The 20,810-nt window shown below is 53.1% G+C and carries 18 protein-coding genes; 16 read left to right on the plus strand and 2 right to left on the minus strand.

From position 1 onward, the window contains the following. The first annotated feature begins 16 nt into the window (after positions 1–16). From H0248_RS07400 to lpxC, 13 genes are all read left to right on the plus strand, one after another. On the plus strand, positions 17–1,780 hold the full coding sequence (locus H0248_RS07400) for a peptidoglycan glycosyltransferase FtsI (RefSeq protein WP_180785338.1): 1,764 nt from the start codon (positions 17–19) through the stop codon (positions 1,778–1,780). After that, complete coding sequence (murE, locus tag H0248_RS07405; RefSeq protein WP_180785339.1) at positions 1,767–3,254, plus strand: UDP-N-acetylmuramoyl-L-alanyl-D-glutamate--2,6-diaminopimelate ligase; 1,488 nt, start codon at positions 1,767–1,769, stop codon at positions 3,252–3,254. Before H0248_RS07400 ends, murE begins: the two co-directional genes overlap by 14 nt. Continuing rightward, the gene (gene murF, locus H0248_RS07410) at positions 3,251–4,612 is read left to right on the plus strand and encodes a UDP-N-acetylmuramoyl-tripeptide--D-alanyl-D-alanine ligase (protein WP_180785340.1); all 1,362 of its coding nucleotides are present in this window, start codon (positions 3,251–3,253) and stop codon (positions 4,610–4,612) included. Before murE ends, murF begins: the two co-directional genes overlap by 4 nt. Continuing rightward, entirely contained in the window at positions 4,606–5,688 is a 1,083-nt protein-coding gene (gene mraY / locus H0248_RS07415; RefSeq protein ID WP_180785341.1) for a phospho-N-acetylmuramoyl-pentapeptide-transferase, read from the plus strand. The genes murF and mraY overlap by 7 nt, the downstream gene beginning before the upstream one ends. 3 nt (positions 5,689–5,691) lie before the next feature. Further along, on the plus strand, positions 5,692–7,008 hold the full coding sequence (gene murD / locus H0248_RS07420) for a UDP-N-acetylmuramoyl-L-alanine--D-glutamate ligase (RefSeq protein WP_180785342.1): 1,317 nt from the start codon (positions 5,692–5,694) through the stop codon (positions 7,006–7,008). Then, positions 7,008–8,210 carry a cell division protein FtsW gene (gene ftsW, locus H0248_RS07425; RefSeq protein ID WP_180785343.1) on the plus strand — a complete coding sequence of 401 codons (1,203 nt, stop codon included), beginning with the start codon at positions 7,008–7,010 and terminating at the stop codon, positions 8,208–8,210. The genes murD and ftsW overlap by 1 nt, the downstream gene beginning before the upstream one ends. After that, the gene (gene murG / locus H0248_RS07430; protein ID WP_180785344.1) at positions 8,207–9,298 is read left to right on the plus strand and encodes an undecaprenyldiphospho-muramoylpentapeptide beta-N-acetylglucosaminyltransferase; all 1,092 of its coding nucleotides are present in this window, start codon (positions 8,207–8,209) and stop codon (positions 9,296–9,298) included. The genes ftsW and murG overlap by 4 nt, the downstream gene beginning before the upstream one ends. A 62-nt stretch (positions 9,299–9,360) precedes the next feature. Continuing rightward, the gene (murC, locus tag H0248_RS07435) at positions 9,361–10,821 is read left to right on the plus strand and encodes a UDP-N-acetylmuramate--L-alanine ligase (protein ID WP_180785345.1); all 1,461 of its coding nucleotides are present in this window, start codon (positions 9,361–9,363) and stop codon (positions 10,819–10,821) included. Between the two features lie 8 nt (positions 10,822–10,829). Continuing rightward, positions 10,830–11,750, plus strand: coding sequence for a D-alanine--D-alanine ligase (locus H0248_RS07440; RefSeq protein ID WP_180785346.1), 921 nt, complete (start codon positions 10,830–10,832; stop codon positions 11,748–11,750). A 1-nt stretch (position 11,751) separates the two neighbouring features. Then, a complete protein-coding gene (gene ftsQ, locus H0248_RS07445) occupies positions 11,752–12,594 on the plus strand; it encodes a cell division protein FtsQ (RefSeq protein WP_180785347.1) in 843 nt (280 codons plus the stop codon). A gap of 53 nt (positions 12,595–12,647) precedes the next feature. After that, the gene (ftsA, locus tag H0248_RS07450; RefSeq protein WP_005975219.1) at positions 12,648–13,904 is read left to right on the plus strand and encodes a cell division protein FtsA; all 1,257 of its coding nucleotides are present in this window, start codon (positions 12,648–12,650) and stop codon (positions 13,902–13,904) included. A gap of 68 nt (positions 13,905–13,972) precedes the next feature. Next, entirely contained in the window at positions 13,973–15,124 is a 1,152-nt protein-coding gene (gene ftsZ, locus H0248_RS07455) for a cell division protein FtsZ (RefSeq protein WP_005975217.1), read from the plus strand. 104 nt (positions 15,125–15,228) lie between these two features. Then, positions 15,229–16,146: a UDP-3-O-acyl-N-acetylglucosamine deacetylase gene (lpxC, locus tag H0248_RS07460; RefSeq protein ID WP_039278868.1), complete on the plus strand. Its 918-nt coding sequence runs from the start codon at positions 15,229–15,231 to the stop codon at positions 16,144–16,146. An 18-nt stretch (positions 16,147–16,164) separates the two neighbouring features. Here lpxC and H0248_RS07465 read toward each other — a convergent pair whose 3' ends face one another. Continuing rightward, positions 16,165–16,692: a DUF721 domain-containing protein gene (locus H0248_RS07465; protein WP_010681513.1), complete on the minus strand. Its 528-nt coding sequence runs from the start codon at positions 16,690–16,692 to the stop codon at positions 16,165–16,167. 26 nt (positions 16,693–16,718) lie between these two features. Between H0248_RS07465 and secM the strand changes: the two genes are divergently transcribed. The 3 genes from secM to mutT all read left to right on the plus strand — a co-directional run bounded on the left by secM (position 16,719) and on the right by mutT (position 20,535). Continuing rightward, on the plus strand, positions 16,719–17,234 hold the full coding sequence (gene secM, locus H0248_RS07470; RefSeq protein WP_180785348.1) for a secA translation cis-regulator SecM: 516 nt from the start codon (positions 16,719–16,721) through the stop codon (positions 17,232–17,234). 112 nt (positions 17,235–17,346) lie between these two features. Then, a complete protein-coding gene (gene secA, locus H0248_RS07475; protein WP_180785349.1) occupies positions 17,347–20,049 on the plus strand; it encodes a preprotein translocase subunit SecA in 2,703 nt (900 codons plus the stop codon). Between the two features lie 90 nt (positions 20,050–20,139). Further along, entirely contained in the window at positions 20,140–20,535 is a 396-nt protein-coding gene (gene mutT / locus H0248_RS07480; RefSeq protein ID WP_180785350.1) for an 8-oxo-dGTP diphosphatase MutT, read from the plus strand. A gap of 64 nt (positions 20,536–20,599) precedes the next feature. Here mutT and yacG read toward each other — a convergent pair whose 3' ends face one another. Next, on the minus strand, positions 20,600–20,794 hold the full coding sequence (yacG, locus tag H0248_RS07485) for a DNA gyrase inhibitor YacG (protein WP_180785351.1): 195 nt from the start codon (positions 20,792–20,794) through the stop codon (positions 20,600–20,602). Positions 20,795–20,810 lie beyond the last annotated feature (16 nt).

Below are 20,810 nucleotides of genomic sequence, written 5' to 3' on the forward strand. Positions count from 1 at the left end.
AGGCAACCAGCTAAGCATGAAAGCAGCCCGTACAGGAAAGTTAAAGCGCCAGGAAGATCAAGCCAGCTTTGTTAGCTGGCGTTTTGCGTTGCTTTGCGGCTGTATCCTGCTTGCGATGGTTGGCTTGATGGCGCGTGCGGCTTATCTGCAAGTCATCAATCCAGACAAACTGGTGCGCGAAGGGGATATGCGTTCTCTGCGCGTACAGGAAGTGCCAACGGCACGCGGCATGATAAGCGATCGTGCTGGCCGTCCTTTGGCCGTCAGCGTGCCGGTGAATGCCGTCTGGGCCGATCCGAAAGAAGTGAACGATCGTGGCGGTATTACGTTGGATACGCGCTGGAAAGCACTGTCTGATGCGCTCGATATTCCGTTGGATCAGTTGGCAACCAAGATCAACGCTAACCCTAAAGGTCGCTTCGTTTATCTGGCTCGCCAGGTGAATCCTGCTATTGGCGAATATGTTCATAAACTGAAACTGCCAGGCATTAATCTGCGGCAGGAGTCTCGCCGGTATTACCCTTCTGGACAAGTGACCTCTCACCTCATTGGCTTCACCAATATCGATGGCCAGGGTATTGAAGGCGTTGAGAAAAGTTTTGATCGCTGGCTGACCGGGCAACCCGGTGAACGAACCGTGCGTAAAGACCGCTTTGGTCGCGTGATTGAAGATATCTCTTCTGTTGATAGCCAGGCTGCACACAATCTGGCGCTAAGCATTGATGAGCGTTTGCAGGCGCTGGTTTACCGTGAACTCAACAACGCGGTTGCCTTTAACAAAGCTGAGTCAGGAACGGCTGTGCTGGTTGATGTGAATACCGGTGAAGTGTTGGCGATGGCGAATAGCCCGTCTTATAACCCGAACAATCTGGCGGATACGCCGAAAGAGATTATGCGTAACCGCGCCATCACCGATATCTTCGAACCGGGTTCTACGGTTAAACCGATGGTGGTAATGACGGCGTTGCAGCGCGGTGTCGTCAAAGAGAATAGCGTGCTCAATACGCTGCCTTACTACGTCAACGGTCATGAAATCAAAGACGTGGCGCGCTACAGCGAATTGACGCTGACGGGCGTGCTACAGAAATCGAGTAACGTCGGTGTTTCCAGACTGGCGTTAGCGATGCCTTCCTCTGCGTTGGTAGATACTTACTCGCGCTTTGGATTAGGAAAAGCGACCAATTTGGGGTTGGTCGGAGAAAGCGGTGGCTTATACCCTCAAAAACAACGGTGGTCTGACATAGAGAGGGCCACCTTTTCTTTTGGCTACGGGCTGATGGTAACACCGTTACAGTTAGCGCGAGTCTACGCCACGATCGGCAGTTTCGGTATTTACCGTCCGCTATCGATTACCAAAGTCGATCCACCCGTTCCAGGCGAGCGTGTCTTCCCTGAAGCGCTGGTGCGTTCCGTGGTGCACATGATGGAAAGCGTGGCGCTGCCCGGAGGCGGCGGTACCAAGGCGGCTATCAAAGGTTACCGTATCGCGATTAAAACCGGTACGGCTAAAAAAGTCGGCCCGGATGGCAAGTACATCAACAAATATATTGCCTACACGGCGGGTGTGGCACCAGCCAGTAACCCACGTTTTGCTCTGGTTGTCGTGATTAACGATCCGCAGGCAGGGAAGTACTACGGCGGCGCGGTTTCTGCGCCAATCTTTGGCGCCATCATGGGCGGCGTTCTGCGTACGATGAATATCGAACCAGATGCGTTGCCGACAGGCGACAAAAACGAGTTTGTAATTAATAGAGAAGAGGGATCAGGTGGCAGATCGTAATTTGCGCGATTTACTTGCGCCGTGGGTGCAAGACACTCCGGCGCGCGCGCTGCGGGAAATGACATTAGACAGCCGCGTTGCGGCTGCCGGGGATCTGTTTGTCGCGATTGTCGGGCACAAAGCAGATGGACGGCGCTATATTCCGCAGGCAATTGCGCAAGGTGTAGCAGCGATTGTTGCCGAAGCTGAAGGTGAGGCCGCTGATGGCACCGTTCGCGAAATGCACGGTGTGCCAGTGGTGTATCTCAGCAATCTGAACCAGCGACTGTCCGCACTGGCAGGCCGTTTTTATCAGCAGCCTGTGGAAAAGCTACAGCTGATTGGCGTAACGGGAACCAACGGAAAAACGACGACAACTCAGCTTCTGGCGCAGTGGAGTCAGGCATTAGGCGAAACGAGTGCCGTCATGGGTACCGTAGGCAATGGCCTATTAGGTCGAGCGATTCCGACAGAGAATACAACAGGGTCTGCTGTCGATGTTCAGCAGGTGCTGAGCCAACTGGTCGATCAAGGTGCGACGTTCGCCGCCATGGAAGTGTCCTCCCACGGTCTGGTGCAGCATCGTGTGGCTGCGTTGCCTTTCGCGGCGGCGGTATTCACTAACCTGAGTCGCGATCATCTTGATTACCATGGCGATATGGAAAGCTACGAAGCGGCCAAATGGGCGCTGTTCTCCGAGCATCGTGTTGGGCAGATGATTATCAACGCGGATGACGATGTCGGACTACGCTGGTTGGCGAAGCTGCCGGATGCGGTTGCCGTTACTATGGAAAACAATTTGGTTCCCGACTGCCGTGGGCGCTGGTTGAAAGCGACACAGATTGATTATCACGATAACGGTGCCACGATTGCGTTTGATTCAAGCTGGGGGCATGGCGAAATTGAAAGCCGCCTGATGGGCGCGTTTAACGTCAGCAATATGCTGCTGGCGCTGGCAACGCTGCTGTCTCTGGGCTATCCGCTCGATAAATTGGTTATCGCGGGCTCTCAACTGCAACCCGTATGTGGTCGCATGGAAGTTTTCCATGCTGAAGCAAAACCAACGGTCGTTGTGGATTACGCCCACACGCCAGACGCGCTGGAAAAAGCGCTTGAAGCGGCACGTCTGCACTGTCAGGGGAAACTCTGGTGTGTGTTTGGCTGTGGTGGCGATCGTGATAAAGGTAAGCGCCCACTTATGGGCGGTATCGCAGAACAACTGGCTGACCGCGTTGTGGTTACCGATGATAACCCGCGCAGTGAAGAGCCTCAGGCCATTGTTGCCGATATTCTTTCCGGGCTGCTGGATGCCGGGCGCGTTCAGGTGATTCACGGGCGTGCTGAAGCGGTCACTAGCGCGATTATGCAGGCGCAGGAAAATGACGTGGTGTTGGTTGCGGGTAAAGGGCACGAAGACTACCAACTGGTGGGCAATCAGCGTCTCGATTATTCCGATCGCATCACCGTTGCCCGCCTGCTGGGGGTAATTGCATGATTCGCGTCTCCTTGCAGCAGCTTGCTACGGTGCTGAATGCGCAGCTGATTGGCGAAGATATTGATATTGAAGATGTTTCAACCGATACGCGTAAGCTGGCGTCCGGCGGTTTGTTTATCGCGCTGAAAGGCGAGAAATTCGATGCACATGATTACGCTGCGGATGCAGTGAAAGGCGGTGCGGCGGCTCTGTTAGTCAGTAAGCACTTACCTATCAATGTGCCGCAGTTGCTGGTGAGCGATACGCGTCTGGCGCTGGGCCAATTGGGCGCCTGGGTTCGTCAGCAGTCAACGGCGCGTGTTGTCGCCCTGACAGGCTCTTCCGGCAAAACTTCAGTTAAAGAAATGACGGCGGCGATTCTGCGCCAGTGTGGTTCCGTGTTGTATACCGCTGGTAACTTCAACAACGATATCGGTGTGCCGCTAACGCTGTTGCGTCTGACGGCGGAACACCAGTTCGCAGTGATTGAGCTGGGGGCAAATCACATTGGTGAGATTGCCTATACCACCGATCTAGTGCGGCCGGAAAGCGCGCTGGTCAACAATCTGGCTGCTGCGCATATGGAAGGGTTTGGTTCACTGGCCGGTGTGGCGCAGGCGAAAGGTGAGATATTTTCTGGTTTGCCAGCAGACGGCGTAGCGATCGTGAATGCGGACAGCAACGATTTCCCGCACTGGCAGGTCATGCTGAATCATAAAACCGTCTGGCGTTTCTCGCCGCAGGCTGCTGGCGACATTGATTTCTTTGCCAGCGATGTAGTCGTTTTAGCGCAAGGTACGCGTTTTACGCTGCACACGCCATTTGGCGAAATTCAAGTTCTGCTGCCTTTACCTGGTCGTCATAACATCTCTAATGCACTGGCAGCGGCTTCGCTGGCGATGTCCGTCGGCGCGACACTGGAAGCCGTTAAAGCCGGATTATCTCAGCTTCAGGCGGTTCCGGGGCGGCTGTTCCCGATTGCTTTGTCTGAAGGCACGCTGCTGCTGGATGACAGCTACAACGCGAATGTCGGCTCAATGACGGCGGCGGCACAAGTGCTGGCAGAGATGCCGGGCTACCGTGTGATGGTTGTTGGTGATATGGGCGAGTTGGGGAATGAAGCCCCTGAATGCCATCGTCAAGTGGGCGAAGCGGCGCGTGCTGCGGGCATCGATCGCGTATTGAGTGTAGGAACGTTGAGTGAATTGATCGGCACTGCCAGTGGCAATGGTGAGCATTTTCAGGATAAAGCCGCGCTGGTTTCACGTTTGAAGGTGCTGATGTCAGAACATAACGTCATCAGCGTATTGGTCAAAGGCTCACGCAGTGCTGCGATGGAGCAGGTTGTACATGCATTACAGGAGAATGCGCAATGTTAGTATGGCTGGCCGAACATTTGGCCAAAATTTATACCGGCTTTAACGTCTTTTCTTATTTGACGTTCCGCGCCATTGTCAGCCTGCTGACCGCACTGGTTATTTCCTTATGGATGGGGCCGCATATGATTGCCTGGCTGCAGCGTTTGCAGATTGGGCAGGTGGTGCGTAACGAAGGGCCGGAATCACATTTCAGTAAGCGCGGAACCCCGACAATGGGGGGCGTGATGATCCTAGTGGCGATTATCGTTTCCGTTTTGATGTGGGCGAATCTGTCTAACCCGTATGTCTGGTGTGTACTGCTGGTGTTAGCGGGCTACGGTGCGGTCGGCTTTGTTGATGACTACCGCAAAGTGGTCCGTAAGGATACCAAGGGGCTGATTGCCCGCTGGAAATATTTCTGGCAGTCGGTGATTGCGCTCGTGGTGGCTTTCACCATGTATTCCATTGGTAAAGATACGCCAGCCACGCAGTTGGTTGTGCCGTTTTTCAAAGACGTAATGCCGCAACTGGGCCTGCTCTATATTGCGCTTGCCTACTTTGTGATTGTCGGCACCAGTAATGCCGTCAACCTGACTGATGGTTTGGATGGCTTGGCAATCATGCCGACTGTGTTTGTTGCGGCAGGTTTTGCACTGGTGGCATGGGCAACAGGGAACATGAACTTTGCTGGTTACCTGCACATTCCGTATATCCGTCATGCCAGTGAACTGGTGATCGTCTGCACCGCGATTGTGGGCGCAGGGCTTGGGTTCCTGTGGTTTAACACCTATCCGGCGCAGGTCTTCATGGGGGACGTAGGTTCTCTGGCGCTGGGCGGCGCGCTGGGGACTATTGCGGTCCTGCTGCGTCAGGAGTTTTTGTTAGTAATTATGGGCGGTGTCTTCGTGGTCGAAACGCTGTCGGTGATTTTGCAAGTCGGATCCTTTAAGTTGCGCGGGCAGCGGATTTTCCGCATGGCGCCTATTCATCACCATTATGAACTTAAGGGCTGGCCGGAACCGCGCGTGATTGTGCGCTTCTGGATTATTTCGTTGATGCTGGTGCTGATTGGCCTGGCAACGCTGAAGGTACGGTAAGACATGGTGGACTATCAGGGTAAAAAAGTCGTCATTATCGGGTTGGGTCTGACCGGGCTCTCCTGTGTTGATTTCTTTCTCGCGCGCGATGTCGTACCGCGTGTGGTGGATACCCGTATCAGTCCGCCAGGTCTGGATACGCTGCCGGAGCAGGTAGAACGACACCTCGGTAGCCTGAATGAAGACTGGCTGATGAGTGCAGATTTGATCGTCGCCAGTCCTAGTGTTGCGTTGGCGACGCCGATTCTGTGTGACGCCGCTGACGCTGGCATCGAGATTGTTGGCGATATCGAACTGTTCTGTCGTGAAGCGCAAGCCCCGATTGTGGCGATTACCGGTTCTAACGGTAAAAGCACGGTGACGACGCTGGTCGGCGAAATGGCGCGTGCTGCAGGCTGGCAGGTGGGTGTGGGGGGCAACATCGGCCTACCTGCACTGCAACTGCTTGAACAGCCTGCTCAGCTGTATGTGCTGGAGTTGTCGAGTTTCCAGTTGGAAACGACGAGTAGCCTGCACGCCGCTGCGGCGACCATTCTGAATGTGACGGAAGATCACACCAACCGTTACCCGTTTGGTCTACAGCAGTACCGAGCGGCGAAATTGCGTATTTATGAACACGCGGATTTGTGTGTTGTGAATGCTGATGATGCGCTGACCATGCCGGTTCGTGGCGCAGATGCACGCTGCCGCAGTTTTGGCGTCGATGTTGGCGATTACCACCTTAACCGTCAGCAGGGAGAAACCTGGCTGCGGGTGGACGGCGAACGTGTACTCAATACCCGTGAAATCAAGCTGGTTGGGCAGCACAATTATACGAATGCATTGGCAGCGCTGGCGCTGGCTGATGCAGTGAAGATTCCACGTGCGTCTGCGTTGACGGCGTTGACGTCATTTACCGGATTGCCTCATCGCTTTCAAAGTGCTGTCGAGCGTAATGGCGTGCGGTGGATCAATGATTCTAAAGCCACCAATGTGGGCAGCACCGAGGCCGCATTGAGCGGTTTGGCGGTAGAAGGCACGTTGCACCTGTTGTTAGGCGGTGACGGTAAATCTGCCGATTTCTCGCCGCTGGTGCCGTATTTGCAGGGCGAGCACATTCATTTGTACTGCTTCGGTCAGGATGGGCAACAACTGGCTGCGCTGCGCCCAGAAATTGCCGAGCAGACAGAAACGATGGAACAGGCAATGCGTATCATCGCCGAACGCGTTAAGCCGGGCGATATGGTGCTGCTGTCGCCAGCCTGCGCAAGCCTGGATCAGTTTCGCAGTTTTGAACAGCGAGGCGATGAATTCGCTCGTCTGGCGGAGGAGTTAGGCTGATGCGGTTCTTCGGTCTGGCGTTTATCGAGCGCATCAAGAGCTGGGTTATGGGAACGCGCGAAAGCGATACGCTCAGCGTTGTTCTGTACGACAGAACGCTGGTGTGGTTGACGCTTGGGCTGGCCGTGATTGGTTTTGTGATGGTGACGTCGGCTTCTATGCCTGTTGGGCAGCGCCTAGCCAGCGACCCATTCCTGTTCGCGAAACGTGATGCGATTTATATCGGGTTGGCATTTGGCTTGTCGTTAATCACGCTGCGTGTGCCGATGGAGATATGGCAACGTTACAGCACGGTACTGCTACTCCTCGCTATGGTTATGTTGCTGGTGGTGCTCGCGGTGGGAAGCTCGGTCAACGGTGCATCACGCTGGATTTCGCTGGGGCCATTGCGTATTCAGCCTGCGGAATTATCCAAGCTGGCGTTATTTTGCTACCTGTCCAGCTACATGGTGCGCAAAGTTGAAGAAGTGCGAAATAACTTCTGGGGCTTTTGTAAACCAATGGGCGTGATGGTGGTGTTGGCGGTGTTGCTGCTGGCACAGCCTGACCTCGGTACCGTGGTGGTACTGTTTATTACGACGCTGGCGATGCTGTTTCTGGCTGGCGCCAAGATGTGGCAGTTTCTGGCAATCATCGGCTGTGGCGTGTTTGCCGTTGGCCTGCTGATTGTCGCTGAGCCTTACCGTATGCGCCGTGTGACGTCTTTCTGGAATCCATGGGATGATCCGTTTGGCAGCGGCTACCAGTTAACGCAGTCCCTGATGGCATTTGGGCGCGGTGAATTCTGGGGGCAAGGGCTGGGGAATTCAGTACAGAAACTGGAATATTTGCCGGAAGCACATACCGATTTCATTTTCTCTATTTTAGGTGAGGAACTTGGCTATATCGGTGTGGTTTTAGCATTGTTAATGATATTCTTCGTCGCTTTTCGCGCGATGTCTATCGGGAAGCGGGCGCTGGAGATCGATCAGCGTTTTTCGGGCTTTCTGGCGTGTTCCATCGGTATCTGGTTCAGCTTTCAGACGCTGGTGAACGTAGGCGCGGCGGCGGGGATGCTACCGACAAAAGGGCTGACGTTGCCGCTGATCAGTTATGGCGGTTCCAGTTTGTTGATTATGTCGACGGCGATAGTGTTGCTGTTACGCATTGATTTTGAAACGCGTCTGACGAAAGCGCAGGCGTTTACGAGAGGTGCCCGATGAGTGGCGAAGGCAAGCGTTTGATGGTGATGGCTGGCGGTACGGGTGGGCATGTCTTCCCCGGACTTGCTGTTGCACATCACCTGATGGCGCAGGGCTGGCAGGTTCGCTGGTTAGGTACAGCGGATCGTATGGAAGCCGATTTGGTGCCTAAGCATGGTATCGAAATTGATTTTATCCGCATTTCTGGCCTGCGTGGTAAAGGCATTCGGGCGCAGTTAAGCGCGCCGATTCGTATTTTTCAGGCCGTGCGTCAGGCTCGCGCGATTATGCGCCGTTACCAGCCTGATGTGGTGCTGGGGATGGGGGGTTACGTTTCCGGCCCCGGTGGCTTGGCTGCCTGGCTGTGCGGCATTCCAGTCGTCCTACATGAGCAGAACGGTATTGCAGGGTTGACCAATCGCTGGTTATCCCATATCGCCAAAAAGGTATTGCAGGCATTTCCGGGCGCGTTTCCTAAAGCAGATGTTGTGGGGAACCCGGTCAGAACCGATGTGCTGGCATTGCCTGCGCCGGAAACACGATTAGCCGATCGCTCAGGCCCTGTGAGGGTGCTGGTTGTTGGTGGTAGTCAGGGCGCAAGAGTGCTGAATCAAACGCTACCCGGCGTGGCAGCCCAGATGGGCGAACGCGTGACAATTTGGCATCAGGTGGGTAAAGGGGCGTTATCAACCGTTCAACAGGCCTATCAGGATGTTGGGCAGACGCAGCACAATATTACCGAATTTATTGATGACATGGCGGCAGCTTACGCCTGGGCGGATGTGGTGGTGTGCCGTTCCGGCGCATTGACCGTCAGTGAAATTGCGGCGGCTGGGTTACCGGCGCTGTTTGTCCCGTTCCAGCATAAAGATCGGCAGCAGTACTGGAATGCGCTGCCGTTGGAAAAGGCAGGCGCGGCAAAAATTATTGAGCAGCCACAATTCAGCGTGGCGGCGGTTAGCGAGGTGCTGTCCGGTTGGGATCGCGCAACCTTGCTGGCGATGGCGCAAAAAGCCCGCGCAGTGGCGATTCCAGATGCAACCGAACGGGTTGCGGCGGAAGTCAGTGCAGCGGCAGGCAGTCGGGCTACAGATGTGGCTCATGGTTAATTAATACAACGTTGTCGGGTAGAAGACTGCCCGGCGACGCTACAAGGTAGCGATAGAATAAAGTGAATACTCAACAACTGGCGAAACTACGTTCAATCGTTCCCGAGATGCATCGCGTCCGGCACATACACTTTGTCGGCATCGGCGGTGCTGGCATGGGTGGTATCGCCGAAGTGTTGGCCAATGAAGGTTATGAAATTAGCGGTTCCGATCTGGCTCCAAATGCGGTAACGCAGCAGTTGACTGAACTTGGCGCGCAGATTTACTTCCACCACCGTGCGGAGAACGTTCTGAACGCCAGCGTGGTGGTGGTGTCGAGTGCGATTACTGCGGATAACCCTGAGATTGTCGCCGCCCATGACGCACGTATTCCGGTGATCCGTCGTGCCGAGATGTTGGCGGAACTGATGCGTTTTCGTCACGGTATTGCGATTGCGGGCACGCACGGTAAGACGACGACAACGGCGATGGTTACCAGTATTTATGCGGAAGCGGGATTAGATCCGACGTTTGTAAATGGTGGATTGGTGAAGGCGGCGGGAACGCATGCGCGTTTGGGCTCAAGCCGCTACCTGATTGCGGAAGCCGATGAAAGCGATGCATCTTTCCTGCATTTGCAGCCGATGGTAGCGATTGTGACCAACATTGAAGCCGACCATATGGACACGTATCAGGGCGATTTTGAGAACCTGAAGCAGACGTTCATCAATTTCCTGCACAACCTGCCGTTTTACGGGCAAGCGGTGATGTGTATTGATGATGCGGTAATCCGTGAGCTGCTGCCGCGCGTGGGTCGTCATATCACCACGTATGGTTTTAGCGACGATGCTGATGTACGTATTTCAGGGTATCACCAGACTGGCGCGCAAGGGCACTTTACGCTGGAGCGGAAAGATAAACCGCTGCTCACTGTCACGCTGAATGCGCCGGGGCGTCACAATGCGCTCAACGCTGCGGCGGCGGTTGCTGTGGCGACCGATGAAGGGATTGATGACGAGGCGATTCTGCGTGCGCTTGAGCGTTTTCAGGGTACCGGTCGTCGCTTTGATTTTCTCGGTGAATATCCGCTTGAGCTGGTGAATGGTCAAAGCGGTACGGCGATGTTGGTGGATGATTACGGTCACCATCCGACGGAAGTCGATGCCACGATTAAAGCCGCCCGCGCCGGATGGCCAGATAAGCGATTGGTCATGATTTTTCAGCCGCATCGCTATACGCGAACCCGCGATTTGTATGACGATTTCGCACACGTGCTATCGCAGGTTGACGTGCTGCTGATGCTGGATGTGTATTCCGCTGGAGAGTCGCCGATTCCGGGGGCGGACAGCCGTTCGCTGTGCCGTACGATTCGCGGAAGAGGTAAGATTGATCCGATTCTGGTGACGGATGTGGATACTTTACCGGAACTGTTGTCACAGGCGCTACGAGGTGAAGACCTGATTTTGGTTCAGGGCGCCGGCAACATCGGTAAATTGGCGCGTAAACTGGCTGATTCCAGATTACAGCCACAGATGAGTGAATGAGGAACATCATGACGGAGAAAGTTGCTGTATTGCTTGGTGGAACCTCTGCCGAACGTGAAGTGTCGTTACTTTCCGGTCAGGCGGTTTTGGCTGGCCTGAAAGAAGCGGGTATCAACGCGCATGCGGTTGATACCCGTGACGTCTCTGTGACGACGTTAAAGGAACAAGGCTTTACCAAGGTTTTCATCGCCTTACATGGTCGTGGTGGTGAAGATGGTACATTGCAGGGCGTTCTGGAGTTTCTGGGGCTGCCTTATACTGGTAGCGGCGTCATGGCATCTGCACTGACGATGGATAAACTCCGCACCAAACAGGTGTGGCAAGCGGTGGGATTACCGGTGTCGCCATACGTGGCGCTGGATCGTCGCCAATATTCAGAAACGGCGGCAAACGCGTTGCTGGCGAAATTTACTCATCTCGGATTGCCGCTGATCGTCAAGCCAAGCCGTGAAGGTTCCAGCGTGGGGATGAGCAAAGTGAATATGCTGAGCGAACTGCCTGAGGCACTGGAAGAAGCATTCCGTCACGATGACGATATTCTGATCGAGAAGTGGCTGAGCGGCCCAGAGTATACGGTGGCTATCCTGGGTGATGACGTGTTGCCTTCTATTCGTATTCAGCCTGCGGGTACGTTTTACGATTATGAAGCGAAGTATTTATCGGATGATACGCAGTATTTCTGTCCGAGTGGTTTACCGGACGATCAAGAGCAGGCGCTAGCTGGATTGGCGAGGGCGGCTTATCGTGCGGTGGGCTGTAGCGGATGGGGACGCGTCGATTTTATGCTGGATAGCGACGGTGCCTTCTATCTGCTTGAAGTGAATACGTCTCCGGGGATGACGAGCCACAGTCTGGTTCCTATGGCAGCGCGCCAACGTGGGCTGACTTTTTCGCAACTGGTCGTGAAAATTTTAGAGCTCGCTGGCTGATATGTCGCAGGCAGCGCTGAATACACGCGGACGAGAGCCTGAAACCAAAGGAACACGTCGCAGTAATGGAGGCCAATTGGCAGGGATGGTTTTCCTGCTGATGGTGATAGGGACGATCGTCTGGGGAAGCTGGATGGTTGTGGGGTGGATGAAAGATGCCAGCCGCTTACCGCTCTCCCGCATGGCAGTGACAGGCGAAAGGCAGTACACCACCAACGACGATATCCGTCAGGCTATTTTGTCGTTGGGGTCGCCGGGAACGTTCATGACACAGGATGTGAACGTGATCCAGCAGCAGATCGAGCGTCTGTCGTGGATAAAACAGGCTAGCGTGCGCAAGCAATGGCCTGACGAATTAAAGATTCATCTGGTTGAATATGTTCCGGTAGCGCGTTGGAATGATCAGCTAATGGTTGATGCAGAAGGAAATTCGTTCAGTGTACCCGCCGAACGTATTGGCAATCGTAAGATGCCGCTGCTGTATGGCCCAGAAGGCAGTGAAGCAGAAGTGCTGGAAGGCTATCGCACAATGAATCAGACGCTGGCCGCTGAGAAGTTTACGTTAAAAATGGTGGCGATGAGTGCGCGGCATTCGTGGCAACTAGGATTAGACGATGATACTCGTCTCGAATTGGGGCGGGACGATAGGGCAAAACGTCTGCAACGCTTTATCGAGCTGTATCCGCTGTTGCAGCGGCAGGCTCAGAGCGAAAACAAACGTATTAGCCATGTGGATTTGCGGTATGACAGTGGGGCCGCGATAGGTTGGGCTCCAGCTTTGCTTGATCAGCAACAAGGTGATCAACAACAACACGGTGATCGGCAACGAGTTGGTCAGCACTAAGACATTGATCAGCAACAGAACAGTAACCAGAAATAGGCACAGGCTAAACAACAATGATCAAGTCGACGGACAGAAAACTGGTAGTTGGGCTGGAAATCGGTACAGCAAAAGTGGCTGCGCTGGTAGGGGAAGTTCTGCCCGATGGCATGGTCAACATTATTGGCGTAGGCAGTTGCCCGTCACGCGGTATGGATAAAGGCGGTGTAAACGATCTGGAATCGGTCGTTAAATGTGTTCAGCGCGCTATTGATCAGGCTGAGTTGATGGCAGACTGCCAGATCTCTTCCGTGTATCTGGCGCTCTCGGGAAAACACATCAGCTGCCAGAATGAAATAGGGATGGTGCCTATTTCAGAAGAAGAGGTTACGCAGGAGGACGTGGAAAGCGTGGTGCATACCGCTAAATCCGTGCGCGTGCGTGATGAACATCGTGTTCTCCATGTGATTCCACAGGAGTACGCGATCGATTATCAGGAAGGGATTAAAAACCCAGTTGGCTTATCCGGCGTGCGCATGCAGGCGAAAGTCCACCTGATAACCTGCCATAACGATATGGCGAAGAATATTGTTAAAGCCGTTGAACGCTGCGGCTTAAAGGTCGACCAACTGATTTTTGCGGGACTGGCTTCCAGTTATGCGGTGCTGACAGAAGATGAACGTGAGCTGGGCGTGTGTGTTGTTGATATTGGCGGCGGTACAATGGATATCGCGGTCTATACTGGTGGCGCATTGCGACACACTAAAGTGATTCCGTATGCGGGCAATGTGGTTACCAGCGATATTGCTTACGCATTTGGTACGCCGCCGACGGATGCCGAAGCGATCAAGGTTCGTCACGGTTGTGCATTAGGCGCGATCGTTGGCAAAGATGAGAATGTGGAAGTCCCGAGCGTTGGAGGACGTCCCCCCCGCAGTCTGCAAAGACAAACATTGGCGGAAGTGATTGAACCACGTTACACCGAGTTGTTGAACTTGGTGAACGATGAACTTTTACAGTTGCAGGAGCAGTTGCGTCAACAAGGCGTGAAACATCATCTGGCAGCAGGGATTGTGCTAACGGGCGGTGCCGCGCAAATAGACGGTCTGGCGGCCTGTGCGCAGCGTGTGTTCCATACACAGGTGCGTATTGGACAACCAATGAATATAACGGGGCTGACGGATTATGCCCAAGAGCCTTATTACTCAACGGCGGTTGGGTTGCTGCATTACGGAAAAGAATCTCATCTGGGTGGTGAGCATGAAGTCGAAAAACGTGCCTCAGTGAGCAATTGGTTCAAGAGAATCAACAGCTGGTTGAGGAAAGAATTTTAATTTTATCAAAGAGATCGCCTGGCACAGTTTTATGATCTCGCAGTTACAGGAACAAACGGAGAGAAATTATGTTTGAACCAATGGAATTAACCAACGACGCGGTGATTAAAGTCATCGGCGTCGGTGGCGGCGGTGGTAATGCCGTCGAACACATGGTGCGTGAGCGCATCGAAGGCGTCGAGTTCTTCGCGGTCAACACGGATGCGCAAGCATTACGCAAAACGGCTGTGGGCCAGACGATTCAGATCGGCAGTGGCATCACGAAAGGTCTGGGTGCAGGCGCTAACCCTGAAGTCGGCCGTAATTCTGCTGAAGAAGATCGTGAAGCACTGCGTTCAGCACTGGAAGGTGCAGACATGGTGTTTATCGCCGCAGGTATGGGCGGTGGTACAGGTACAGGGGCTGCGCCGGTTGTTGCCGAAGTCGCAAAAGACCTGGGCATTCTGACCGTCGCTGTGGTGACCAAGCCTTTCAACTTTGAAGGCAAAAAACGTATGGCGTTTGCAGAGCAGGGTATCGCCGAGCTGTCTAAGCACGTCGACTCGCTGATCACTATTCCAAACGACAAGCTGCTGAAAGTGCTGGGACGCGGTATTTCCCTGTTGGATGCATTTGGTGCAGCAAACGATGTACTGAAAGGCGCGGTGCAAGGTATTGCTGAGCTGATCACGCGTCCAGGCCTGATGAACGTCGACTTTGCAGACGTGCGTACCGTGATGTCCGAAATGGGTTATGCCATGATGGGATCCGGTGTTGCGCGTGGTGAAGACCGTGCAGAAGAAGCGGCTGAAATGGCGATCTCCAGCCCGCTGCTGGAAGATATCGATCTGTCCGGCGCACGTGGCGTGTTGGTCAACATCACGGCGGGCTTTGATCTGCGTCTGGATGAGTTCGAGACGGTTGGTAACACCATCCGTGCATTCGCGTCTGATAATGCGACAGTCGTAATCGGGACGTCGCTTGACCCGGAAATGAATGATGAACTACGTGTCACGGTTGTTGCGACGGGTATCGGCATGGACAAGCGTCCTGAGATTACGCTGGTGACGAACAAGCAGGCCAGCCAGCCTGTGATGGATCATCGTTATCAGCAACACGGTATGACGCCACTGGCGCAGGAAAAACCGGCTGCTAAAGTGGTTAACGACCAGAATCCGCAGACGAATAAAGAGCCGGATTATCTGGATATCCCAGCGTTTCTGCGTAAGCAGGCAGACTAATTTGCTGCCAGATAACGTTGGAATCTCCGCTCTTTGTGCTAAACTGTGCCACCGAGCCTAGTGTATACTAGGTCGGTAGGTTCAGTAACATGCGAGATAAAATGATGATCAAACAACGTACATTAAAACGTATTGTTCAGGCGACTGGTGTCGGGTTACATACCGGCAAGAAGGTCACGTTGACCATGCGTCCTGCACCGGCAAATACCGGGGTCATCTATCGTCGCACAGACTTGAATCCCCCGGTTGATTTTCCGGCTGATGCAAAATCCGTGCGTGATACCATGCTCTGTACTTGCCTGGTTAATGAGCATGACGTCCGTATTTCTACGGTGGAGCATCTTAACGCTGCGCTTGCAGGGTTGGGCATTGACAATATTGTCATTGATGTTGACGCGCCGGAAATTCCAATTATGGATGGCAGCGCCAGCCCGTTCGTTTACCTGCTGTTAGATGCGGGTATCGAAGAGCTGAATTGTGCCAAGAAATTCGTACGTATCAAACAGCCCGTTCGCGTTGAAGACGGCGACAAGTGGGCCGAGATGAAACCGTTTAACGGCTTCAGCTTGGATTTCACTATCGACTTCAACCACCCAGCGATTGATGCGGGCAACCAGCGCTATCGTTTGGATTTCTCCGCCGATGCGTTTGTTCGCCAGATCAGCCGTGCGCGTACATTCGGCTTTATGCGCGATATCGAATACTTGCAGTCTCGTGGGTTGTGCTTGGGCGGCAGTATGGATTGCGCCATCGTCGTTGACGATTACCGCGTACTGAACGAAGACGGTCTGCGTTTTGAAGATGAGTTTGTCCGCCATAAAATGCTGGATGCCATCGGTGACCTGTTTATGTGTGGCCACAACATCATCGGTGCCTTCTCTGCGTTTAAATCTGGACACGCACTGAACAACAAACTGTTGCAGGCCGTGCTGGCAAATCAGGAAGCGTGGGAATACGTGACCTTTGAAGACGAAGCTGAAATGCCGTTGGCATTTAAAGCGCCGTCTATCGTTCTGGCGTAACGCTTGAACGTGAAGTAATCATTTCTTATTACGACTGGTTTTATTGGTACTCTCTCCGGCCAATGAAGCCAGTCGTTCTAATATCTTTCTGAGTTTTTCCGGGCTGTTGCCTGCTAACGTCCTCAATGTCTCCGCACTTTGTTCACTCAACTGACGCAACGGTTTGTCATCGGTATTTTCCGTCGGTGTAATGTCATTATTTTTCACGATTTCATGCCCTTTTGCGGCAAGCGTTGGATTAATCCTGATGTCGATTGAAGCCAATGATGGTAGTATTTGTGCGCGTAATGCAGAGAGCAGCGCAGGTTGTTCGTAACGTAACCGCATCAGCCAACTGGCGTTGGCGGTTTCCAGTATCAGTAAACCTTGCCGGTAATTAGCGACGCGGCACCATGGGTGCAACGGTGCAGGCAGTAACCCGCGTACGGCACGGTTGAGTTTTAATAAGGCGATAGCGCGCTGTTGCACATCTTGTAGCGGGCCTTTACCCGACATGGATGCGCTATCAAACAGAAATTCCAGTGATTGTGGGCGGCTATCACGCATAGACCTGGCTCCGGTGGATGTTACTCGTGATTGGTATTCTAAATCGTTGGCGACAATTTGGCAGACGTTATTTCTGGCCGCATCTCTTATTAGGGATGGTCGCGGCGAGTCTTGGCCTGCCGACAAGCCTGAACGACTCACAGGATATCGCCTCACTCCCTAATTCAAGCTCCAGCGTGAGTCGCCAGAATCACGTCTCGCTGAACCTTACCGATCTGGTCGCGCTGAAGGAAGCGCATCGGCGCTCGTCCTACAGCGTTGATTATTGGCATCAGCATGCGATTCGCACGGTAATCCGTCATCTTTCTTTTGCGTTGACGACGCCACAGACGGCCAGTGCCGAGCAGGTTGACGATCTTCAACCTCATTCTTTGGTTTTGCTGGATACGCTAAATGCGTTGCTGACGCAGGATTCCCAGTATCCCTTTGTGATCTCCCCCCATGCTGGGCGTGTCACTTTTTATCCTCAGGCACACCATCAAATCGGCGTCTGGCTTGCCCAAATCCGCGGCATCCGCGCAGGGCCCTCTCTTTTCAGCTGAACGTGTAGTGGATAATTAGCTGAAGAAATTTCTCTCGTTTTTTGCTGAGTTTCTCAGTTTTTCGATGTTGTGTTGCCACTGGATACGTGGCACTTGTGAGATTAAAACTATTATGGTCATGAATATCCTAACCAAAATTTTTGGTAGCCGTAACGATCGTACGCTGCGTCGTATGCGTAAAAATGTTGATGTCATTGGTCGTTTAGAACCAGAAATGGAAAAACTTTCAGATGAGGAACTGCAAGCGAAAACGCAGGAGTTCCGTGCCCGTCTGGAAAAAGGTGAGACGCTGGAGAACCTGCTGCCGGAAGCCTTCGCGGTAGTCCGTGAATCCAGTAAGCGTGTCTTTGGTATGCGTCACTTCGACGTGCAGCTTATCGGCGGTATGGTACTGAACGAGCGTTGCATCGCGGAGATGCGTACTGGTGAAGGTAAAACGCTGACGGCAACACTGCCTGCGTACCTGAATGCGCTGACTGGCCGTGGTGTACACGTAGTTACTGTGAACGATTATCTGGCACAGCGTGATGCCGAAAATAACCGTCCGTTGTTTGAATTCCTTGGCATGAGTGTCGGTATCAACCTGCCGGGAATGCCTGCTCCAGCGAAGCGTGAAGCCTATGCGGCAGACATCACTTACGGTACCAATAACGAATACGGTTTTGACTACCTGCGTGACAACATGGCGTTCAGCCCGGAAGAGCGCGTGCAGCGTAAATTATACTACGCGCTGGTGGATGAGGTTGACTCCATCCTGATCGATGAAGCACGTACGCCGCTGATCATTTCCGGTCCGGCTGAAGACAGCTCTGAGCTTTATATCAGCGTCAATAAAATCATCCCTCACCTGATCCGTCAGGAGAAAGAAGATTCGGATACCTTCCATGGTGAAGGCCACTTCTCTGTTGATGAGAAAGCGCGTCAGGTTAACCTCACCGAGCGTGGTCTGGTTCTGGTAGAAGAACTGCTGGTGAAAGAAGGCATTATGGAAGAGGGAGAGTCACTGTACTCTCCGACCAACATTATGCTGATGCACCATGTGACCGCTGCGCTGCGTGCGCACGTGTTGTTTACCCGCGATGTCGATTACATTGTGAAAGACGGTGAAGTCATCATCGTTGACGAACACACAGGCCGTACCATGCAGGGGCGTCGCTGGTCTGATGGTCTGCATCAGGCTGTGGAAGCGAAAGAGAAGGTGGCCATTCAGAATGAAAACCAAACATTGGCTTCCATTACCTTCCAGAATTACTTCCGCCTGTATGAAAAACTGGCAGGTATGACCGGTACGGCAGATACCGAAGCGTTCGAATTCAGCTCCATCTATAAGCTGGATACGATTGTAGTGCCGACTAACCGTCCGATGATTCGTAAAGACTTGCCTGACCTGGTCTACATGACCGAGCAGGAAAAAATTGATGCCATCATTGAAGATATCAAAGATCGCTCTGTAAAAGGCCAGCCTATTCTGGTCGGTACGATCTCTATTGAGAAATCAGAGGTGGTTTCTCAGGCGCTGGAAAAAGCGGGCATCAAACACAATGTGTTGAATGCGAAATTCCACGCCATGGAAGCGGACATTGTTGCACAGGCGGGTCAGTCTGGTGCGGTCACCATCGCGACCAACATGGCCGGTCGTGGTACGGACATCGTATTGGGCGGTAGCTGGCAGGCCGAAGTCGCCCATCTGGAAAACCCAGATGACGCGCAAATTGCAGAAATCAAAGCAGCCTGGAAAGTACGCCATGATGCGGTACTGGCTGCGGGGGGCTTGCACATTATCGGTACAGAGCGTCATGAATCTCGCCGTATCGATAACCAGTTGCGTGGTCGTTCCGGTCGCCAGGGGGATGCGGGGTCATCACGCTTCTATCTGTCGATGGAAGATGCGCTGATGCGTATTTTTGCCTCCGATCGTGTTTCTAATATGATGCGTAAACTGGGTATGAAACCGGGCGAAGCGATTGAGCACCCGTGGGTCACCAAGGCAATTGCTAACGCACAGCGTAAAGTGGAAAGCCGCAACTTTGATATTCGTAAACAGCTGCTGGAATACGATGATGTGGCGAACGACCAACGTCGTGCGATCTACACACAGCGTAACGAACTGCTGGACGTGTCCGATATCAGCGAAACTATCACCAGTATTCGTGAAGATGTGTTTAAAGCGACCATCGACAGCTATATTCCACCGGAATCTCTGGAAGAAATGTGGGATACGGAAGGTCTGGAACAGCGCCTGAAGAACGACTTCGATCTGGATATGCCTATCAAGGCGTGGCTGGATAAAGAGCCTGAGCTGCACGAAGAAACACTGCGTGAGCGTATTTTCCAGCAGGCGCTTGAGGTTTACCATCGCAAAGAAGAAGTGGTTGGCGCTGAAGTCATGCGCAACTTCGAGAAAGGCGTGATGTTGCAGACGCTGGATTCCTTGTGGAAAGAGCATCTGGCTGCAATGGATTACCTGCGTCAGGGCATTCATCTGCGTGGCTATGCACAGAAAGATCCGAAGCAAGAATATAAGCGTGAATCGTTCTCTATGTTTGCCGCGATGCTGGAATCACTGAAATATGAAGTGATCAGTACGCTTAGCAAAGTTCAGGTGAGAATGCCGGAAGAAATTGAAGCGCTGGAGCAGCAACGCCGCGAAGAAGCTGAGCGTTTGGCACAGCAGCAACAGTTTAGCCATCAGGAAGAAGATAGCCTTAACACCGGTTCTCCGGCGCAGGCAGATCGTAAAATTGGACGTAACGACCCTTGTCCATGTGGTTCAGGCAAGAAATATAAGCAGTGCCACGGTCGCTTACAGAAATAGTGGAACTGCTGATCCAGTGATGAGTATGTGATAAGTACAAGGGCGGTCATTGACCGCCTTTTACTTGATAAGAATCTGATAGGAAGTGTCATGACGCAAAAACAGTTATCCGTCGCGGTCGGCATCATCCGCAATGCGGAACAGCAATATTTCATTGCTCGCCGCCCTGATGGCGTTCATATGGCAGGGATGTGGGAATTTCCCGGCGGTAAAGTTGAAGAAGGTGAAACGCCAGAGCAGGCGCTGATTCGTGAACTGCGTGAAGAAACGGGCATCGAAGCGAGCGTACCACAGCCGCTAAACGACAAAACGTTTTCTACGTCGGAGAGAATCATCACACTTCATTTCTTTCTGGTTGAAACGTGGCAGGGGGAACCCTATGGTCGGGAAGGTCAGGAGTCTCGCTGGGTGGGCGTAGAAGAACTACGTGAGGAAGCGTTTCCGCCAGCGAATGCGGAGATGATCCGCTGGCTGAAATCGCTTTAATCTGGCTTTACTTTTTCCTGTCTTAAAGCCCCTGCCTTCAAACTATCGTGGCGAAACGTGGCCGTTAGCGCGTTTCGCTCCAGTCTTCGCTATCAGAAACCATATCATCACTTGGAATGCGCTTTTCTTCATCAGCCCATTCCCCCAAATCGATGAGCTGACAACGTTTGCTGCAAAATGGGCGATAGAGGCTGGTTTCCTCCCAGATGACTGCCTGCTTGCAAGTTGGGCACTTTACGGTCGTAATTTCTGCTGTCATAAGATTCTTTTCACTC

The sequence above is a fragment of the Pectobacterium brasiliense genome (genome assembly GCF_013449685.1).
Taxonomy (GTDB): Bacteria; Pseudomonadota; Gammaproteobacteria; order Enterobacterales; family Enterobacteriaceae; genus Pectobacterium; species Pectobacterium brasiliense_A.

Coding starts and splice junctions, on each gene's coding strand:
- H0248_RS07400 (WP_180785338.1), top strand. CDS start 17: ATGAAAGCAGCCCGTACAGGAAAGTTAAAGCGCCAGGAAGATCAAGCC.
- murF (WP_180785340.1), top strand. CDS start 3,251: ATGATTCGCGTCTCCTTGCAGCAGCTTGCTACGGTGCTGAATGCGCAG.
- mraY (WP_180785341.1), top strand. CDS start 4,606: ATGTTAGTATGGCTGGCCGAACATTTGGCCAAAATTTATACCGGCTTT.
- murD (WP_180785342.1), top strand. CDS start 5,692: ATGGTGGACTATCAGGGTAAAAAAGTCGTCATTATCGGGTTGGGTCTG.
- ftsW (WP_180785343.1), top strand. CDS start 7,008: ATGCGGTTCTTCGGTCTGGCGTTTATCGAGCGCATCAAGAGCTGGGTT.
- murG (WP_180785344.1), top strand. CDS start 8,207: ATGAGTGGCGAAGGCAAGCGTTTGATGGTGATGGCTGGCGGTACGGGT.
- H0248_RS07440 (WP_180785346.1), top strand. CDS start 10,830: ATGACGGAGAAAGTTGCTGTATTGCTTGGTGGAACCTCTGCCGAACGT.
- ftsQ (WP_180785347.1), top strand. CDS start 11,752: ATGTCGCAGGCAGCGCTGAATACACGCGGACGAGAGCCTGAAACCAAA.
- ftsA (WP_005975219.1), top strand. CDS start 12,648: ATGATCAAGTCGACGGACAGAAAACTGGTAGTTGGGCTGGAAATCGGT.
- ftsZ (WP_005975217.1), top strand. CDS start 13,973: ATGTTTGAACCAATGGAATTAACCAACGACGCGGTGATTAAAGTCATC.
- lpxC (WP_039278868.1), top strand. CDS start 15,229: ATGATCAAACAACGTACATTAAAACGTATTGTTCAGGCGACTGGTGTC.
- H0248_RS07465 (WP_010681513.1), bottom strand. CDS start 16,692: ATGCGTGATAGCCGCCCACAATCACTGGAATTTCTGTTTGATAGCGCA.
- secA (WP_180785349.1), top strand. CDS start 17,347: ATGGTCATGAATATCCTAACCAAAATTTTTGGTAGCCGTAACGATCGT.
- mutT (WP_180785350.1), top strand. CDS start 20,140: ATGACGCAAAAACAGTTATCCGTCGCGGTCGGCATCATCCGCAATGCG.
- yacG (WP_180785351.1), bottom strand. CDS start 20,794: ATGACAGCAGAAATTACGACCGTAAAGTGCCCAACTTGCAAGCAGGCA.